This is a genomic window from Lysinibacillus sp. NPDC056232 (assembly GCF_042267565.1).
GTDB lineage: Bacteria > Bacillota > Bacilli > Bacillales_A > Planococcaceae > Lysinibacillus.
Window position 1 is genome coordinate 53,347 of the sequence record NZ_JBHJTF010000027.1, and the last position, 18,078, is coordinate 71,424.

Sequence of the window (18,078 nt, forward strand, 5' to 3'; positions counted from 1 at the left end):
CCCCTCGTACGAAAATCGCTATGTTCCAATAGGTACATAGCGATTTTTTGTGCATTTTTCAATACAATCAAAGAATTGTCCCCTGATGAATGGGATGATAATAAGGACACGTATTACACTCCTGGTACAAAGATTTTAGTAAGTGATATTTTAGATTGTTTAAAGTAAGATAGTAGTAAGGTATTTTACACTAAACTCAACTAATCTAATTAGTTGAGTTTTATGTTTATATATATAAAGCTACTAAAATATTTTAAAGAAGATGTGATGATTAATGGGGAAAATCGCCATTTTGGCAGAGAAACCATCTCAAGCAAGAGCTTATGCAGACGCATTTAAAATTAAACAAAAAGAGAAAGTATTTATTGAATTGGAACCTTGTTCTACTTTTCCTGAAGGTGCAGTAATTACCTGGGCAGTTGGTCATCTTGTTGAATTAAAGGAACCAAAAGAATATCAAAAGGAATGGGAGAAGTGGTCGCTTGGATCATTACCTATCATTCCACAAAAATTTGAAGATAAAGTTGTCTCTAAAATGTATTCACAATTTAATGCTGTAAAAAAAATCTTTAGTGATCCGCAAGTAACAATGATTTATAACTGCTGCGATAGTGAACGTGAGGGTTCAAATATCTTCTACTCACTTTTAAAAATGACGAAAGTAAATAAGCCTGTTAAACGATTATGGATCAATTCATTAGAGGTTGAGGAAATTCGAAAAGGTTTTAATAATATGCAAAGTAATGAGCGTGATTTGCTCATGTACCAAGAAGCAAAAACACGTCAAATTAGTGATTGGTTAGTAGGGATGAACTGTAGTCGCCTATATACGCTACTTTTACAAAAAAATGGCTTTAAGGGTAGTATCTCCATCGGACGTGTGCAATCGCCAACCGTATATTTAATTTATAAAAGACAACAGGAAATCGAACATTTCAAACCTGAAAATTTTTATGAAATTGAAGGGGTTTTTAAAGCACAAAATGGTGTATATAAAGGGAAGGCAAAGTTAAAAACAAAAGAGCGTACAGAGGCTGTGCAATTATTGCAACAACATGGGGTAGAACCGATGGATACAGGTCTAATTACGAGTGTAACGAACAAAACGAAGCGTATTGCACCACCCAAACTACATGCGTTATCAACATTACAAGCCGCCGCCAATAAACGTTGGAAATACAGTCCGTCGCATGTGTTGAAACTTACGCAATCACTTTATGAGAAAAAGCTCGTTTCTTACCCACGTACCGATTCACAGCTCATTACACATAATGAATTTGCCTATTTAAATGAATCATTGGCAAAATATCAGCAGCTCGTTGGAAAGTCATTTAATGCGATAAATCGAGGGAATAACAAACGCTACGTCGACAGTGCCAACGTTGGGGAGCACTATGCTATTATTCCAACGAAAAAAGTGCCGACAGAAAAAACGTTACAATCAATGAATGCTGATGAACGAAATATTTATTTCGAAATAGTCAATACGACACTCGCCATGTTTCACCAAGATTATGAATACGATGAAAAAACGATTATAACGAATGTCAAAAATTTAGAGTTTAAAACGGTAGGGAAAACAGAACTTGTTAAAGGTTGGAAAGAATTGTTTTCAAGTGAAAAAGAGTTGCAGGAGCGGGAAAAGTCGTTACCTGTCGTATTCCAAGATGAGATAGTACAAAGTAAGGTTTCTATTCTAGAAGGTACGACAACGCCTCCTAAGCCTTATACAGAAGGGCAACTCATTACGATGATGAAAACATGTGGTAAATCAGTTGAGGATGAAGAGGAAATCGAGGTGCTGAAATCGATTGAAGGTATTGGTACAGAAGCAACTCGGAGTGGCATTATAGAGACGATTAAAAAGCATGGATTTATTGAAGTGCGAAAAAACATAGTGAGTATTACACCTAAAGGGGAGCTTTTATGTCGGGCAATTGAAGGGACATTACTTTCAAGTCCATCTATGACTGCAAAATGGGAAATTTACTTAAATAAAATTGGTCGTGGGGAAGGCTCTGCTAAACATTTTATTGAAAGCATAGGCAAGTTTGTTAATCAATTAATAGCGGAGGTGCCTAAACAGTTAGAGTCGCTCACGATTGAAGCTGAGCAGTTTAAACCAGCTGCTGTGAAAGATATTGTGACGTGTCCGACATGTAAAGTAGGGAAAATAGGTTTGCGTAAAAGCTTTTATGGTTGTTCGAATTATAAAAATGGTTGTAAGCAAACGTTCCCAGGAAGGCTATTAGGAAAAAAACTAACTGAAAAGAACATTAATGATTTATGTAAGATTGGTAAAACAGCCGTGGTTAAAGGGTTTAAATCAAAGAATGGTAAACAATTTAATGCATCACTCCGTTTGGTAGAAGGAAAAATTGAATTTGAGTTTAATGCAAAGTAAAAGTGGAAGAGATTTAAATTTCATAGTTGAAGCATTAAGAAAAGATAAAGGGCACCATTCTATCAGTTCCTTTTTAAACTGATGCAGTGGTGTAATGAAATTCAACTAACGGAACAGATTAGTTGAATAAGAATAATTGTAGTTACATGAAGTAAATAATTTCTGTAACACCAATACTATAAATGCTAATAATTCTACATTTGTCATAGAAAAAATTAGTGGTCTTCTTTTTGTATTGAATTTTAGCTTAGGATAGTATAAAATTTACAAAATTGCATATAAAAAGCTATGAAAAGAAGAGTAAACATACGTACTATCTACAGAGACCTCTGGTGGCTGAAAAAGAGGGATAGGAAATGTGTTGAAACAAGCCTTTGAGCTGTGCATTGGATTTGTTTGTTGGAACAATGATGGTGCAACGTATTCTCACGTTAAAGAGATAGAGTATCGCAGGTGATTTATTCACAAAGCTGTACTCGATAAGGCTTCTGCAGCAATGTAGAAATGAACTGGGGTGGCACCGCGATATGACTCGCCCCCAAGATAACTATCTTGGGGGTGAGTTTTTTTATTTTGTTTTCAAAAAAATAAAATAGGAGTGGTGATTATGTCCAGATGGAAGTATCCTTTAATACTATTAGGAGGAATAGGTATTTCAAATGTGGGTGCATGGGTTTACCTAATCGCACTAAATTTAATTATTTTGAATGAAACAGGTTCCCCATTTGCAATTGCTTTATTATATATACTTGGTCCAATTGCAACTATATGTTCTAATGCTTGGTCAGGTAGTTTAATTGATCGGGTAAATACACGGCGACTTATGATGGGATTAGACATTTTCCGAGCAATATGTATTGCGTTAATTCCATTTTTACCCTCACTTATTTATGTTTATGTACTAGCGTTTATCATTAATATGGGAAGCGCTATTTTTCAACCTACATCTATGGTTTATATGACTAAACTTATACCAGAAAAAGATCGGCAACGTTTTAATGCACTACGTAGTTTTATCAACTCTTGTGGTTCACTAATAGGTCCTGCTATTGCTGGGATTTTATTTTGGATGGGTACTCCTTATACTGCCATTCATGTAAATGCAGTGGCTTTATTTTTTTCAGCACTTATTATAATGCTGCTACCTAATGTTGATTCAAGACTCAAAGAGACAGAGGGGCAAAGATTTACATGGGATTTGATAAAAAATGATTTTCGGATTGTTTTTAATTTCAGTAAGGACAATATCTATGTCACAAAAATATATTTATTATTTAGTTGCACTACTATATTCATGACTGCAATAGATTCTCTCGAGGCAGCCTTTGCTAAAGGCGTACTTTCAATATCAGACACCAATTATGGATTTTTATTAAGTGTCTTTGGAGCTGGAATAATTATAGGATCCATTATTAATTCAGTATTTTCAAAACAACTTGCCGTTAATCTTTTAATAGGTATTGGTACCATTTTTACCGCAATAGGATATTTAGTACTTTATAGTTCGAGTGGCTTTTTTAGTGCAGTGCCTGGTGTATTTTTAATTGGGTTTGCTGTAACGTTTGCAAATACAGGGTACTTGACTTTCTACCAAAATCATGTTCCTGTGGGGATGATGGGAAGATTCGGAAGCATCTTTAGTGTCATTGAAGCAGGTTTCATTGTTGCTTTAACGGTTTTAATAGGTTTAGCAGCTGAATTAACTTCGATCCGTCCTGTGGGGTTAATAGGTTCATTTGCCTTCTTCTTATTAGGGTTATTGGCATTAAAAACTGTATCAGGTGCTAAACGGCAGGAATATTTTTATAAAGGTGCTTCTTCTTTAAACAGATAATTATAAAAAGGTTTGAATCACACTTTACTATGTTGTGTACTTTATTGTGAGTGGAGTTTTCTGTCAGTTTTGAAAAGGGAAGAAGTGCTGAATTAAGGTATTAGGAAAATTATTAAAATCGTATAAAGGGGGTCGAATAAATGAAATACATTGAATCCGAAAAGGTCACTGAAGAAGAAAAAGAACATATTTTTCAAGAGTTATTAAAATACAATCTTGATAACATTGAAGATAAGGTAGTAAAAGATATTGGTCTTTTTATAGAAGATGAAGAAGGAAATAGAGTTGCGGGGTTGATTGGTGATACACATGGAAATTGGTTTTAAAAATAGTGAAGATGTGACACTCAGCAAAGTAACACGAACAAAGAAGAAATTTGAAGCAGTGGGGAAATGCCCATTATGTGGTCATAGCGTGATTGAAGGACAAAAAGGCTTCGGCTGCAGTAACTGGAAAAAGGGCTGTAAATTTGTCATCTGGAAAAACGATAAATTTTTAGCCACGATGAAGAAGAAGCCTACCAAAACAATGGTGAAGAAATTGCTAGCCGATGGAACGGTATTGGTAAAAGGCTTAACAAGTAAAAAAGGTTCTAAATTCGATGCTCAATTAAAATATGAAAAAAATACAGACAACGAATATTTTAGTTGAAAGATGGAATTTGAAAAATAAGGATATAAATTAAGCATTTATGAATCTTTCTGAATTAATTTTCACTACCCTTTTAAAAAGAAAATCCTTTGTATTTTTATAATTTCCATTTATAAAAATAGATAACCAAAAAAACGGAATGAAAGATTTGTTAGTAGATTATGTAGAGTGTTACCCTCACTGATATTGAATATCGAGAAGAAAGAGATTACTAATAGCGTACTATGAGGAATTTGTATAGTAAGGTAAGATAAATTATTATCTAAATTTATTTTATTTTTCTAATAGTAATTAATGTTTAATGGTTCTATTTTCTAGCTATTAATATCTCGTTTATTACTATTTTTGCTTTAATGTAATATATAATATAATTGCTATCTGGAAAATATTCTGATATTGTTCCTCTTATAACTTAATAATTTTTGTTGGTGCGAATGACATTGTTCGTTTGCTTAAAAGGGAAATCGGTGCAAATCCGATGCTGTCCCGCAACTGTAATGGAGAGTCTATACAATATGTCACTGTAGCGAGCTATGGGAAGGCGTATAGATGATGAACCTAAGCCAGGAGACCTGCCAATAAAAGCAACAAACTTACATAGAACCACGAGGATGGTTGTAGTGACTGGGAAGAGACGCCCTTTATTTAACTATGACATCCTCTTGTAGACAAGGGGATTTTTTTTATGCCCTTTGCTTTAAGAGAGGAGAGCGTTTTGAAGAATCCAACAACTAGAAAAATCAACCTACTCTTATTAGTGTTGACTGGTGTCGTTCTAATATCCCTGACGTTAGCGATAATGGTAGGCTCAGTGTCTATTACACCTAGTATTGTATGGCGTATTATTTTGTCGCATATCCCGTTCAATCCACTTGGCATTACAGAAGATTGGAGTCGTTCGCAGGAAATCATCATCTGGCAAATTCGTACTCCCCGCGTAGTACTTGCCATAATAGTCGGAGCGGGTCTTGCAATTTCGGGAGCTGCTATACAAGCTTTAGTTCGCAACTCAATCGCAGACCCATATATTTTAGGTGTATCTTCCGGTGCATCTGTCGGGGCGACGTCTGTTATTTTACTTGGCGCTTTTTCATTTTTAGGTATGTATGCGCTATCACTTGCGGCTTTTATAGGTGCGACGATTGCAGTACTAATCGTGTTTTTCTTAGCACGAGTTGAGGGGCGAATTTCAGTTATTCGACTATTATTAGCCGGAATTGCCGTGTCACTAGTTTTGTCAGCAATGACGAATTTTATGCTGATGATGGCGAAAGAAGAGGGCGGCATAAAAGCAGTGATGTATTGGATGATGGGAAGTCTGGCTGGAGCGAAATGGGTAAATTTAATGATTCCGTTCGTTGTTTTGACGGTCGTCTACGTAATTTTACGTCTTCATGCACGTCATTTGAATTTACTTTTACTAGGCGAAGAATCTGCTGTTACGCTGGGGGTTAATTTAGAGAAATTTCGATTGCTACTAATTCTATTAATTTCCCTATTAACAGGTGTCCTAGTTGCTGTAAGTGGTGCAATTGGCTTTATAGGCCTGATTATTCCACATATCGTACGCATGATTGTCGGCTCAAATTATAAGTTTGTACTGCCAGTCAGTGCATTAATTGGTGCGATATTTTTAATATGGGCTGATGCAGCTGCGCGCATTGTGATTGCACCTGAGGAAATGCCGATTGGAATTATTACTGCTTTATGCGGATGCCCATTTTTCATATGGATGTTGCGTAAGCAAATGTATTCTTTCGGGGAGGAAAATTAGATGGTATACGTAGCAAAAAACCTTACTTTTGCCGTGCAGCAGGTGAAAATATTAAACAATGTTTCTGTACATATTCAAGAACGCGAGTTTGTGGGCATAATTGGTCCTAATGGCAGTGGGAAATCGACCCTATTAAAAAATATGTACCGTATGCTACAACCTCAAGAGGGAGAAGTATTTTTATTTAATGAAAATATTTACAAGCAATCTTCAAAGGAGATAGCAAAGCAACTAGCCGTCGTAGGGCAGGAAACACCAGTGCTTTTTGAGTTCACTGTTAAGGACCTTGTTGCAATGGGACGTACACCGCATAAAAGGCTTATGGAAGTGGATACAAAAGAAGATCTAGCTATTGTCGAGGAATCGATGCAGCAAGCAGGCGTACTGCATTTAAGTGAACGTACTTTTAGTTCATTATCTGGTGGTGAGAAAAAACGAGTCGTTGTTGCAAGGGCTTTGGCGCAACAGGCTAAGGTCATGGCATTAGATGAGCCAACGAATCATTTAGATATTCAGCATCAACTCCAGCTCATGGATTTAATACAGAGCTTGCCGATTACGGTCATTGTAGCCTTGCATGATTTAAATATTGCAGCAACTTATTGCGATAAAATTTATGTTTTAAAGGACGGAGAAATTGCGGCGTATGGAACTCCGTTTGATGTATTAACACCCTCATTGCTACAAAAGGTGTTTGGTGTACATGCGGAAGTTAATGTACATCCTGTCACGAAAAAGCCGCATATTTATTATATATCTGAGCAATTTTTATAGTTAGTTTAAGAGTCTTAGATTTCTTTCAATATATTTTTTAGAAAAAAGGAGAAGTAGACATGAAGACATTAAAAAGCGTATGGCTTGTTCTTGCAATCGCAATGCTAAGTATTTTAGCGGCTTGTGGTAACGAGGAAAAACAGGATTCAGCATCGCAAAGTGAACAAGTAGAACCAGCAAAAGCAGGAGCAACGGAAGTAACGATTGACAATAACAATACGACACAAGTCTATTCGCAGGCACCTAAAAAAGCAATTAGCTTAAATCAGCATGTGACAGAGATTATGCTAGCGTTAGGCTTAGAGGATTCAATGGTCGGAACAGCATATTTAGATGATGCAATTTATCCACCGTTACAGGCAGCTTATGATAAAGTTCCGGTACTAGCTGAGCAATACCCAACAAAGGAACAAGTGATTGATGCAGGAGCAGATTTTTTATATGCAGGCTGGAAAAGCGGGTTTAGTGAGAAGGGTGTCGGAACACCAGAAGAACTAGAAGCACTTGGCATCCACACTTATTTACATACTTCTTCAAGCATTAAAAATCCTAAGTTAGAGGATATTTTCAGCGATATTCGTAACATTGCCAAGATATTCCATGTGGAAGAGCGTGGAGAAAAGTTAATTGAGCAAATGACAAAAGATGTAGAGGACATTCGTACGAAGCTTCCGCAAGAGGAGGGGAATTTACGTATTCTTGTATTTGATAGTGGTGAGAAAGAAGTTTTCACTGCTGCACAAAACTTCATGAATGAACTTGTGACAGTAGCAGGTGGAAAAAATATTTTTGGGGATGTTGAGTCTGGCTGGACAACCGTTTCAAAAGAAGATGTAGTTGAGCGCAGCCCTGAAGTTATCGTTGTAATTGACTATGGTTCAACTACTGCTGAAGAAAAAATTAATTTCTTAAAAAATGATCCGGCATTAAAAGAAACGGAAGCGGTATTAAACAAACGTTTCGTTATTTTACCACTATCAGCAGCGTCTGAAGGTGTTCGTGCGGCTGAAGCAATACAAATTTTGGCACAAGGATTTTATCCAGAAAGCTTTCAATAAAGAAGAGGAGCTAGCCATGTGCTAGCTTTTTTTATAGGAGGAGGGTAAAAATGACTATAAATGCTTTTAGCCATAATATTCCTGAAAAAACATTTGCTAAGTTAAACAGAGAAGGTGAATTTACGCGACTTGCTGTGAGTCCTGGCATTATCAACAAACATTATTCACCAGGACAATTTCAAACAATCGCAGAGGTAGTCGGAGTGAGTGGCGCTATTAAATATTCTGCATCCTACAGTATACTACTATCCATACCGACAATAGAATTAACGACTGCCAAAAAGAAGTTGGAAAAGGCGGGCTTATATATTGCAAAGCAAGGACAGATTGTAGCTATGAAGGCTTGTGATTTTTGTGATGGTGATAAAATGGAGGCAGCACAGATTACAGAGGAGCTGTATCAGCAGCTTGAAGGCTTAGAAGTACCAAGCAGGATTCGCATTAATATGAATGGCTGTGCATCAGCTTGCTATAATGCCGTTTATGATGATATTGGGCTTGTATATCAGAAAGAAAGCTTTGATGTGTATTTAGGGGCTGTTCCGATGGGGAAAAATGCACAGGCAGGGGAGCTATTTGTGAAGAAAGTTCCTGTACAGCATATCGAAAATCTTTTACAGGAAATAATTGGGGTCTACAAAGAACTTGCTCGCCAAAAAGAACCATTTTATAAGTTTTACAAGAGAACAAAAGCAGCAGACTACTGGCAAACAATAAAAAATTACCCAGATTATCAAATGTTATGAAAATAGTACCGTGGATTCTAGGAGGATATGATGAGCTACATACAAACAATTCGTAGCTGATTAGAAATGAAATGCTAATGACTGTAGCCTACCAAAATAATGGTGAATAAATTGCTAGCTGATGGAACGGTATTGGTAAAAGGCTTAACAAGTAAAAAAGGTTCTAAATTCGACGTTCATTTAAAATATGAGAAAAATCCAGATAACGAATACTTTAGCTGGAAGATGGGGTTTGCTGAAAATAAGGATTAAGGTATTAATTCTCTACTACCCTAAAATTCCAAAATGAAATAGGATAACGTGTTCACTATAGAACATGCTATCCTATTTTTATACAAAATAGATATAATGAATAGATATTCAAAAAAATGTATATTAGATATAATATCATTAGTTGTTTTTATTCGTCAGGGGATAAAGCCTGCAGGCGTAGTATAGTAGGTAGACTAAGTTACTATAAATCTTTAAAAGGAGATATCTGATGACTACTATTAGAGAAATTGGAAGCTTATGTGTTACTGATAGAGATGGCCACATTATTAATCATTCAGACTGGAATAAAATCAACCCAATTTTTCTTCCTGTGATATACGATGTGGTTAATACGTATTCCACTCATCTTCAAAATGACCTACATAGTGTATACATAAGAGGATCCATTCCAAAAGGGATAGGTATTGAAGGCGTAGCTGACTTAGACACAATAGCGGTTACAAAACAAAACCCTAATAAACAGCAGTTAAAGCGGATAAAAGAAGTGGAACAAGAATTAAATCAAAAACATACTTGTGTAAATTCTTATTGAGCCCTGGTGCGGATTTGGAACTCCTTTATATTCTTTCCTTTTCTAAATTAGATATGTAAAATTAAATGCCTAACTAAACTGCAAAAAAATCGTTTCTTCCAACGAATTTCAAGCTGTAATTTTTTTGTATTCTGGCTTAGAAAAGTGAAAATGAACATTGTTATTTTGTCATTTCTTAGCATACTTTATTTCAAAGTAACAAGAAACATCGGTTAATTAACTACGTTTATGATGAAAAGTAAAACCACTTATTTTCATAACTAAAAAGTGGTTTTGCTTTTTTGTTGAATTTTTTGCAGTCAATATGGCAAACTGAATACGGAGATAAATCTGAACATGATCCATCTTTCACCTAATGGCATAAGCGTCTTACGAATAAATTGTTAAGTACGCCATGCTACATATAGGGGACTCTATAAACTTGTTTTATATACTAAAGTTAGCAGGCTAACAGTTAGGGGGTAGAAAATTGAGCAAAAGGAGATCAGTTGGGTTAGAGTTGCGTACATTGTCACTCTTAATGAGAAGACAATTGGATCAAACCATATGTACTATGCAAACGGAAAGAGATAACCTTACTGCAATGCACGGTTGGACGATTAGTTATCTTTACAAAAATCAAGATACAGATGTGTTTCAAAAAGATTTTGAACGAGAATTTTCTATTCGCAAATCAACAGCGTCTAGAATACTGAAATCTATGGAAAGAAATGGATTGATTACTAGGCAAACTGTTCCCTATGATTCAAGACTCAAAAAAATTGTCTTAACAGAAGATGCGTTGAAAATACATGATAGTATCATGACACGTAGAGTAATGCTTGAACAACAATTACTAACAGGTATCCCGGAAGAGAAACTTGAAGTTTTTTTTGAAGTGATGGATGCTATGAAAGAGAATCTGGAATCTTGATGAAGATGCTATTTTGAATTATTTTTTACTATATAGTTAGCATGCTAACTAAATTGAGGAGGACTGCAAACATGTTGAAAATATTTAAATACTTAAAACCAAAAGAATGGACGCTAATTGTAGCCAGTATTGTGTTCATTGTAGGGCAAGTTTGGCTGGATTTGAAGTTGCCGGATTATATGGCTAAAATTACGACCCTTGTACAAACAGAGGGCAGTAAAACGAGCGAGATATGGACAGCTGGAGGGAAGATGCTTTTATGTGCCCTTGGCAGTATGATATTGGCAATCATCGTGGGCTATTTTGCGGCAAAGGTAGCAACGTCTCTTTCGAAGGAATTGCGAAAAGGAGTATTTAACAAAACTCTATCTTTCTCTATGGAGGAGATTAATGGTTTTTCAATCGCAAGTCTAATTACTCGTTCTACTAATGATATAACGCAAATACAGCAAACTGTTGCAATGGGTCTCCAAGTGATGATCAAGGCTCCTATCCTTGCAACATGGGCTATTTTGAAGATCATGGGGAAAAGTTGGGAGTGGTCAGCGGCAACAGGAGTAGCTGTCATTGTTTTACTTATTTTGATAGGTAACCTAATCATCTTTGTGCTACCGAAATTTAAAGTCGTTCAAAAACTGACAGATAATCTTAACCGAGTAACAAGAGAAGGTTTAACCGGTATTCGTGTTGTTCATGCTTATAACGCACAAGGGTATCAGGAAGAAAAGTTTGAAGAAGTAAATAACAATTTAACTGATACAAATCTTTTTGTGAACCGCCTTATGGCCCTTATGCAACCGGGGATGGGTCTGATTATGTCGGGTTTAACCCTTTCAATCTATTGGATTGGAGCGCATTTAATTAATAATGCAGCGGGTGTGGATAGAATTGGTAAGTTTAGTGATATGGTCGTATTTTCATCTTATGCAATGCAGGTAGTTATGGCATTTATGCTATTATCAATGACATTCATTTTGCTACCGAGAGCAGCAGTATCTGCAGCACGTATTAATGAAGTACTAAATACACCTCAGACAATTATTGATGGAGAAATAAAATCGTCGCCTAAGGGAATCGAAGGTGAAATCGAACTGCGTAATGTTAGTTTTAAATATCCTGATGCAGAAGACTATGTTTTAAAGGATATTAGCTTTACAGCACATAAAGGCGAAACTGTTGCTTTTATCGGTTCTACGGGTAGTGGTAAGAGTACGCTGATTAATTTAATCCCAAGATTTTACGATGCTACGGAGGGAGAGGTATTAGTCGACGGCATTAATGTGAAAGAATATGCACATGAAGCTCTTTATAATAAGCTTGGCTACGTTTCTCAAAAAGCCGTATTATTTTCAGGTACGGTAAAATCTAATGTTGCCTACGGTGATAACGGTCAGACTTCATCAACAGATGAGGAAATCAAAAAAGCGGTGGAAATTGCTCAAGGGCAAGAATTTGTGGAGAAAATGGACGGTGAATATGAAGCGGCTATTTCGCAAGGCGGAACAAATCTTTCAGGAGGACAGAAACAACGTCTTTCTATTGCAAGAGCAGTGAATAGAAACCCAGAAATCTTTATTTTTGATGATTCGTTCTCTGCCCTAGATTATAAAACAGACCGTCAACTTCGTTCTACCTTGAAAAAAGAAACGAAAGGTGCAACTTCTTTGATTGTGGCACAGCGAATTGGAACGATTAAAGATGCTGATAAAATCATTGTTCTTGATGAAGGTAAAATTGTTGGTATGGGGACACATAGTGAATTATTGAAAACTTGCAACACTTATCAGGAAATTGCCTATTCGCAGCTATCGAAGGAGGAGTTGGAAAATGAGTAATACACAAACAAATAAACCCCGAAGAGGTCCAGGTGGTCCAGGTGGTCCAGGTCCTATGATGGCTCCTGGAGAAAAGCCAAAGAATTTTAAAAAGCCTATGGGAAAGTTGATTGCCTATTGTAAACCTTATTTACCAGCCATCATCTTTGCCATTGTATTGGCAGTTGTAGGAACAATTTTCACGATCATTGGACCAAATAAGCTGAGTGAGATCACCGATTTGATAATGGATGGCATGGCTGGTGAGATTGATATTACGGCAATAGGAAAAATCGGTCTGTTACTTGCTATTTTGTATGGATTGAGCTTTGTATTCAATTATATTCAGGCGTTTATTATGGCTACTATTACGCAGCGAGTTTCCAAAAAGTTACGTTCAGATATTTCGAACAAAATCGATAGATTACCATTGAAATACTTTGACTCTACAACTTACGGAGATGTGTTAAGTCGTGTCACGAATGATGTGGACATGATTGGACAGTCTCTAAACCAAAGTATTGGTTCGTTAGTGACAGCGGGAGTAATGTTCTTTGGATCTTTAATTATGATGTTCTATATTAATGTTACGATGGCTCTTTCTGCAATTGCCGCAACTTTCGTTGGATTTATATTCATGACATTTATTATATCCAAATCCCGAAAGTACTTCGTACGCCAGCAGCAAGACCTTGGTAGAATAAATGGCCATATTGAAGAAATCTATTCAGGGCATAATGTCATGAAGGTTTATAACGGTGAAAAAGCGGCAACGCAAGAATTTAATGAAATCAATGAAAGTCTTTTTAATAGCGCTTGGCGAGCACAGTTTATGTCAGGGATGATGATGCCGCTCATGATCTTTATTGGAAATTTAGGCTATGTTGTTGTGTGTGTAGTAGGTGCTGCATTAGTAGTGAAAGGTTCTATAACATTTGGTGTTATTGTTTCATTTATGGTGTATATCCGCTTATTTACGCAGCCGTTGTCTCAATTAGCACAGGCCGCTACAAGCTTGCAGTCAACTGCCGCAGCAAGCGAACGTGTATTTGAGTTCTTACAAGAAGAGGAGCTTAAAGATGAAAGTGATAAGAAAGTCACTTTAGATGCTAAAGATGTAAAAGGTAATGTAGAATTTAAAAACGTTAAGTTCGGATATACGAAAGAACAACTTATTATTAAAGATTTTTCTGCTCATATAGAAGCCGGTCAAAAGGTGGCCATCGTCGGACCTACTGGGGCTGGTAAAACAACGCTTGTTAATCTTCTTATGCGTTTCTATGAAGTAGATAGTGGGGAAATCATGATTGAGGACGTATCGACTAAGTCCATTACTCGTAAAAATGTTCACGACTTATTTTGCATGGTGCTGCAAGATACTTGGTTATTCGAAGGTACCATTAAGGAAAATATCATTTATAACAAAAAACATGTAACCGATGAAGAAGTAGTTGCCGCTTGTAAGGCGGTAGGTTTACACCACTTTATTCGAACGTTGCCAAAAGGTTATGATACAGTTTTAAATGATAATACAAGTTTATCTGTAGGACAGAAACAGCTTATTACAATTGCAAGGGCAATGGTTAAAAAAGCACCATTGCTTATCTTAGATGAAGCTACTAGTTCCGTTGATACGCGTACTGAAGCACTTATTCAAAAAGCAATGGATAAATTGATGGTGGGCAGAACGTCATTTGTTATTGCGCATAGACTTTCAACAATTAAAAACGCTGATTTGATTTTAGTTATGAAAGACGGAGATATTATTGAAAGTGGTAATCATGAAGAACTGCTTGCAGAAAAAGGATTCTATGCGGATCTATATAATAGTCAGTTTGAAGATGCTTCTTAAATTGAATGCCATCTATTCGTTTTTGGCTACTAGACATTGTGTAGTTTAATAAAAAATGTTTGATAAAAATCACCTCGTTTCTAAGAGGTGATTTTTTGTTGGATATTTATGTTGAAATCTATTTGAATATTATGAAGAAATGTAGATAATTTTGATCTCTTGAAGCGATAAAGTTTAAAAGTTGGGTGATAAATAAGAAAAGTTGAGCGATAAATTAAAATAGTTGGGTGATAAATTAAAGTTAGGCGATAAATTTAAAAATTGTTCCGATAAATAATGAATTTGTTCCGATAAATATTAAAATTAATCTGGTAATTCGAAAAAATGTTTCGATAAATTGATTTTAAGCTTTATTATTAAGAGAAAATAAAGGTGTGTTAATGAAATGTAGATTAAATGGCAGGATAGTTCAACAAGAGTTTGGGAATTAAAACAATAGAAAGAGACCAAGGGGGTAATTCTAAATGAATAATAACTTTATTGAAAACATTCAATCCGTTTATTCTGACCTTTCCATTGAAGACTTTTATCTTAATGAAATTGGACAGAATAATGATGTGTTCATTGTAAACAAATCTTTGGTTTTTAGATTTCCAAAATATAAAAATGGCATCATTCAATTAAGAAGAGAGACGGAAATTTTGAAATACATTAAAGGGATCGTTTCCACTCCTATTCCGAATCCAATTTATCAGTCTTTTGAAGAGTTAGAACCAGGTAAGGTCTTTACTGGCTATAACCTAATAGATGGTGTTCCGTTGTGGAAGGAAAGTTTAACAGATGTTAAGAGTGTTGAATTGGTGAAAGGGTTGGCAAAACAACTTGTTTCTTTTCTTGTAGAACTCCATTCTATTTCAGGAGAAAAAGCAAGTCGAGATTTGAAACTAAAGGTTCGTAATCCTAGTGAAGAGATGTATAACCTGTATGATAAAATTCAAAATACATTATTTCCTTTTATCAGAAAAGATGCTCAAAATGAAATATCACAATCTTTTGAAACGTTCCTAAAAGGGAAAGCATTCTCGAATTTAGATATAACACTTATACACGGAGATTTCGGAGCATCTAACATCTTGTGGAATCCAGAAACAAGTATGATTTCAGGGATAATAGATTTTGGTGGTTCTGGTGTAGGAGATCCAGCGTATGACTTTGCTGGCATACTCTCTAGCTATGGTGAAGAATTTTTTGATATGTGTATGAACCTATATCCTAACGGTCATGAAATATCTGAACGAGTTAAATTTTATAAAAGTACATTTGCTTTACAAGAGGCCTTGCACGGGATTGAGAATGACGATAGACAGGCTTTTGAAAATGGAATAAAAGATTATAGATAGATTACTTGTTCAACGAAAGGTCCTATGAACAAATTGGTCGGACGCCTCGACTAAAGGACATAGAAAGAAAAAGATCTTTCACTGTACAATTTCAGATTTTAGTAAGTTTGTGAAATAGCTGAGCAGGTTAGTTGAAGAAGGATTCTTGGTGGATAAAGGAGAATATATAGTAAATTTTAAATGGGGAGAAATCAATTATGCGAATAGCAATATTTACTGATATACACGGTAATGCATCAGGATTAAATGCCGTTCTTTCTGATATAGATAGCAGAAAAGACATTGAACGTATTTATTGTTTAGGAGATATGATTGGAATTGGTCCTGACTCAAATGAAGTATTACAGATGCTTTTCTCTAGAAATGATATTGCAATGATAACTGGAAATCACGATGAAGCTATCTTATCTTTAGCAAAAGGTCAAGAGTATCCCAAAAGTCATTCTCACACAAAAGAACACCATCAATGGATATTAGATAGACTGGATGAATCGTTTATTCCAAAGTTAGAAAAACTACACCGTATTATTAAAGAAAATATAGAAGGACATTCAATTTTATTTACTCATTACCAGATTAAAAACAGTTACCTAAATGAACATATTAGCAAGGATCCGTTTAGTTCAATTGTTACCCCAAGTATTGAAAACTTAGAAAAATTATTTGAAGGTAACAATGAAGAATTGATTTGTTTTGGTCATCATCATCCTCTTCATTATTTTATAGGGAATAAGACGATTTACTTGAATCCTGGTTCTCTTGGTTGTAACAAAAAGCCAACTGCACCTTATGCGATTATAACAATATCGAAGGAAACAGTTGAAATTAAACTGGAAGAAATAACTTACGATAATACTTCTTTTTTAGAATCGTATCATAAATTACAGGTACCAGAACGTGATTTTATTTTAAAAGTATTTCATGGTAATCAGCTTTAATTTTTCACATTAACGCTTTTTTGTTGAACTTTTTGACTAACGGTTTAGTGGAGTAAGAACTTTCTAAAGAGTTTAAAATGGGGAATTGGAGGTTTCATATGACACAAGAAATTTTCGATGCACACACTGAATCACAATTAAAAGTATTGAGTGACATCAGTGAAATTTCTAAGATACTTGACATTGAATTCTGGTTGCGCGGTGGGTGGGCAATAGATTTTTTACTTGGCAAGATTACTCGACCACATGACGATATTGATGTAGAAACGTGGGTACAAAATAGAGAACGATTTGAAATTGCACTTGCAGAAGCCGGTTATGAACAAATACCTGTCAGAAAGCAGTTTTGTAATAGGCAGTCTGATTTCCATAAGAATAATGTTGAAGTTACGATTGGCTTTATAACCCATTCCGATAATGGAAGCCTTATTATGAACGGGTTACCTGAATGGATATGGCGAGCAGACTCTCTATTACCCCAAAGTTTTATGTTGCGCGGAATATCAGCAAATGTCTTAAACCCAAAACAACTTTTGAAAGAAAAAGAAGTCTATGAACAAATTGGTCGGACGCCTCGATTAAAGGACATAGAAAGCAAAAAGATCTTGCACAGTATAATTTCGGATTTTAGTAAAATGATTAAATAGTGTAAAAGACGGGTGCGAGAGTGTAAAGATCAGCAATCAAAGGCAGCTTTTCTTATGGAGCTAACAGAGCAGGATAGTTAAAGAACATTTAGGGTACGTTACGTTTAAAAAGGAGTAACCTAAATGAAAAAGACATTCTTAATTAGTTTGTTTATGTTTATATGTTCGTTCAGTCTTTCCATGTTAGTAGGAAATCCTGTTTATTCACAAACTACAGCTTCAGATAAAATTGAATATTTATATCCTGCAAATAAGGGAAAATTTTTAAATGAAACTGAAGATGAATTTTACCAGGCATTAAGAGACCTGAAGTATCCTGTACATCAGGAACTTTATAATAGATATAAGCTGAGGTCAAAGCAACAGCAAAGACATTTGGATACTTTTCTTTTTAAAGAAATGCCTGATGCATCTGTAAATATTAGAAAAAAGTTAGTATTTAATGAGGTAGAAGGATTAAATTATATAACTTTTGATGGAAATATTCTTCGACCCTATCCTGATATAGATATTAACTACCATCAGACC

At 35.5% G+C, this 18,078-nt stretch carries 16 protein-coding genes, 1 pseudogene, 1 riboswitch and 1 other annotated feature; all 17 genes and pseudogenes read left to right on the forward strand.

Annotation, left to right across the window (positions count from 1 at the left end; translation table 11 throughout):
* Nucleotides 1-274 precede the first annotated feature (274 nt).
* Complete coding sequence (locus tag ACFCYJ_RS18600) at nt 275-2,404, forward strand: type IA DNA topoisomerase (protein ID WP_376075732.1); 2,130 nt, start codon at nt 275-277, stop codon at nt 2,402-2,404.
* Nucleotides 2,405-2,683: 279 nt separating this feature from the next.
* Nucleotides 2,684-2,947: a binding site (T-box leader), on the forward strand.
* A 64-nt stretch (nt 2,948-3,011) separates the two neighbouring features.
* Nucleotides 3,012-4,238, forward strand: coding sequence for an MFS transporter (locus ACFCYJ_RS18605; protein WP_376075733.1), 1,227 nt, complete (start codon nt 3,012-3,014; stop codon nt 4,236-4,238).
* Between the two features lie 140 nt (nt 4,239-4,378).
* Nucleotides 4,379-4,564, forward strand: coding sequence for a hypothetical protein (locus ACFCYJ_RS18610; protein ID WP_376075735.1), 186 nt, complete (start codon nt 4,379-4,381; stop codon nt 4,562-4,564).
* A pseudogene (locus ACFCYJ_RS18615) lies at nt 4,563-4,889 on the forward strand (topoisomerase C-terminal repeat-containing protein); the annotation flags it as partial. The gene ACFCYJ_RS18610 and the pseudogene ACFCYJ_RS18615, both read left to right, overlap by 2 nt.
* A gap of 409 nt (nt 4,890-5,298) precedes the next feature.
* Nucleotides 5,299-5,483: riboswitch (cobalamin riboswitch) on the forward strand.
* A gap of 121 nt (nt 5,484-5,604) precedes the next feature.
* On the forward strand, nt 5,605-6,663 hold the full coding sequence (locus ACFCYJ_RS18620) for a FecCD family ABC transporter permease (RefSeq protein WP_376075736.1): 1,059 nt from the start codon (nt 5,605-5,607) through the stop codon (nt 6,661-6,663).
* Nucleotides 6,664-7,437, forward strand: a complete 774-nt coding sequence (locus ACFCYJ_RS18625) for an ABC transporter ATP-binding protein (protein ID WP_370083324.1) — start codon at nt 6,664-6,666, stop codon at nt 7,435-7,437. It abuts the gene before it with no gap.
* A gap of 59 nt (nt 7,438-7,496) precedes the next feature.
* Nucleotides 7,497-8,495 carry an ABC transporter substrate-binding protein gene (locus tag ACFCYJ_RS18630; protein ID WP_376075738.1) on the forward strand — a complete coding sequence of 333 codons (999 nt, stop codon included), beginning with the start codon at nt 7,497-7,499 and terminating at the stop codon, nt 8,493-8,495.
* 50 nt (nt 8,496-8,545) lie between these two features.
* The gene (locus tag ACFCYJ_RS18635) at nt 8,546-9,241 is read left to right on the forward strand and encodes a precorrin-3B methylase (RefSeq protein ID WP_376075740.1); all 696 of its coding nucleotides are present in this window, start codon (nt 8,546-8,548) and stop codon (nt 9,239-9,241) included.
* A 99-nt stretch (nt 9,242-9,340) separates the two neighbouring features.
* Nucleotides 9,341-9,493: a hypothetical protein gene (locus tag ACFCYJ_RS18640; protein WP_376075741.1), complete on the forward strand. Its 153-nt coding sequence runs from the start codon at nt 9,341-9,343 to the stop codon at nt 9,491-9,493.
* A gap of 229 nt (nt 9,494-9,722) precedes the next feature.
* Entirely contained in the window at nt 9,723-10,046 is a 324-nt protein-coding gene (locus tag ACFCYJ_RS18645; RefSeq protein WP_376075743.1) for a hypothetical protein, read from the forward strand.
* 469 nt (nt 10,047-10,515) lie between these two features.
* Complete coding sequence (locus ACFCYJ_RS18650; protein WP_376075745.1) at nt 10,516-10,959, forward strand: MarR family winged helix-turn-helix transcriptional regulator; 444 nt, start codon at nt 10,516-10,518, stop codon at nt 10,957-10,959.
* 71 nt (nt 10,960-11,030) lie between these two features.
* The gene (locus tag ACFCYJ_RS18655; protein ID WP_376075746.1) at nt 11,031-12,794 is read left to right on the forward strand and encodes an ABC transporter ATP-binding protein; all 1,764 of its coding nucleotides are present in this window, start codon (nt 11,031-11,033) and stop codon (nt 12,792-12,794) included.
* A complete protein-coding gene (locus ACFCYJ_RS18660) occupies nt 12,787-14,625 on the forward strand; it encodes an ABC transporter ATP-binding protein (protein WP_376075748.1) in 1,839 nt (612 codons plus the stop codon). Before ACFCYJ_RS18655 ends, ACFCYJ_RS18660 begins: the two co-directional genes overlap by 8 nt.
* A 464-nt stretch (nt 14,626-15,089) precedes the next feature.
* Nucleotides 15,090-15,965, forward strand: a complete 876-nt coding sequence (locus ACFCYJ_RS18665; RefSeq protein ID WP_376075750.1) for a phosphotransferase family protein — start codon at nt 15,090-15,092, stop codon at nt 15,963-15,965.
* A gap of 197 nt (nt 15,966-16,162) precedes the next feature.
* A complete protein-coding gene (locus tag ACFCYJ_RS18670; protein ID WP_376075751.1) occupies nt 16,163-16,903 on the forward strand; it encodes a metallophosphoesterase family protein in 741 nt (246 codons plus the stop codon).
* 98 nt (nt 16,904-17,001) lie between these two features.
* Nucleotides 17,002-17,550, forward strand: a complete 549-nt coding sequence (locus ACFCYJ_RS18675; protein ID WP_376075752.1) for a nucleotidyltransferase domain-containing protein — start codon at nt 17,002-17,004, stop codon at nt 17,548-17,550.
* A gap of 123 nt (nt 17,551-17,673) precedes the next feature.
* Nucleotides 17,674-18,078: hypothetical protein (locus ACFCYJ_RS18680; protein WP_376075754.1), on the forward strand; the 405-nt coding region annotated here is incomplete at its 3' end.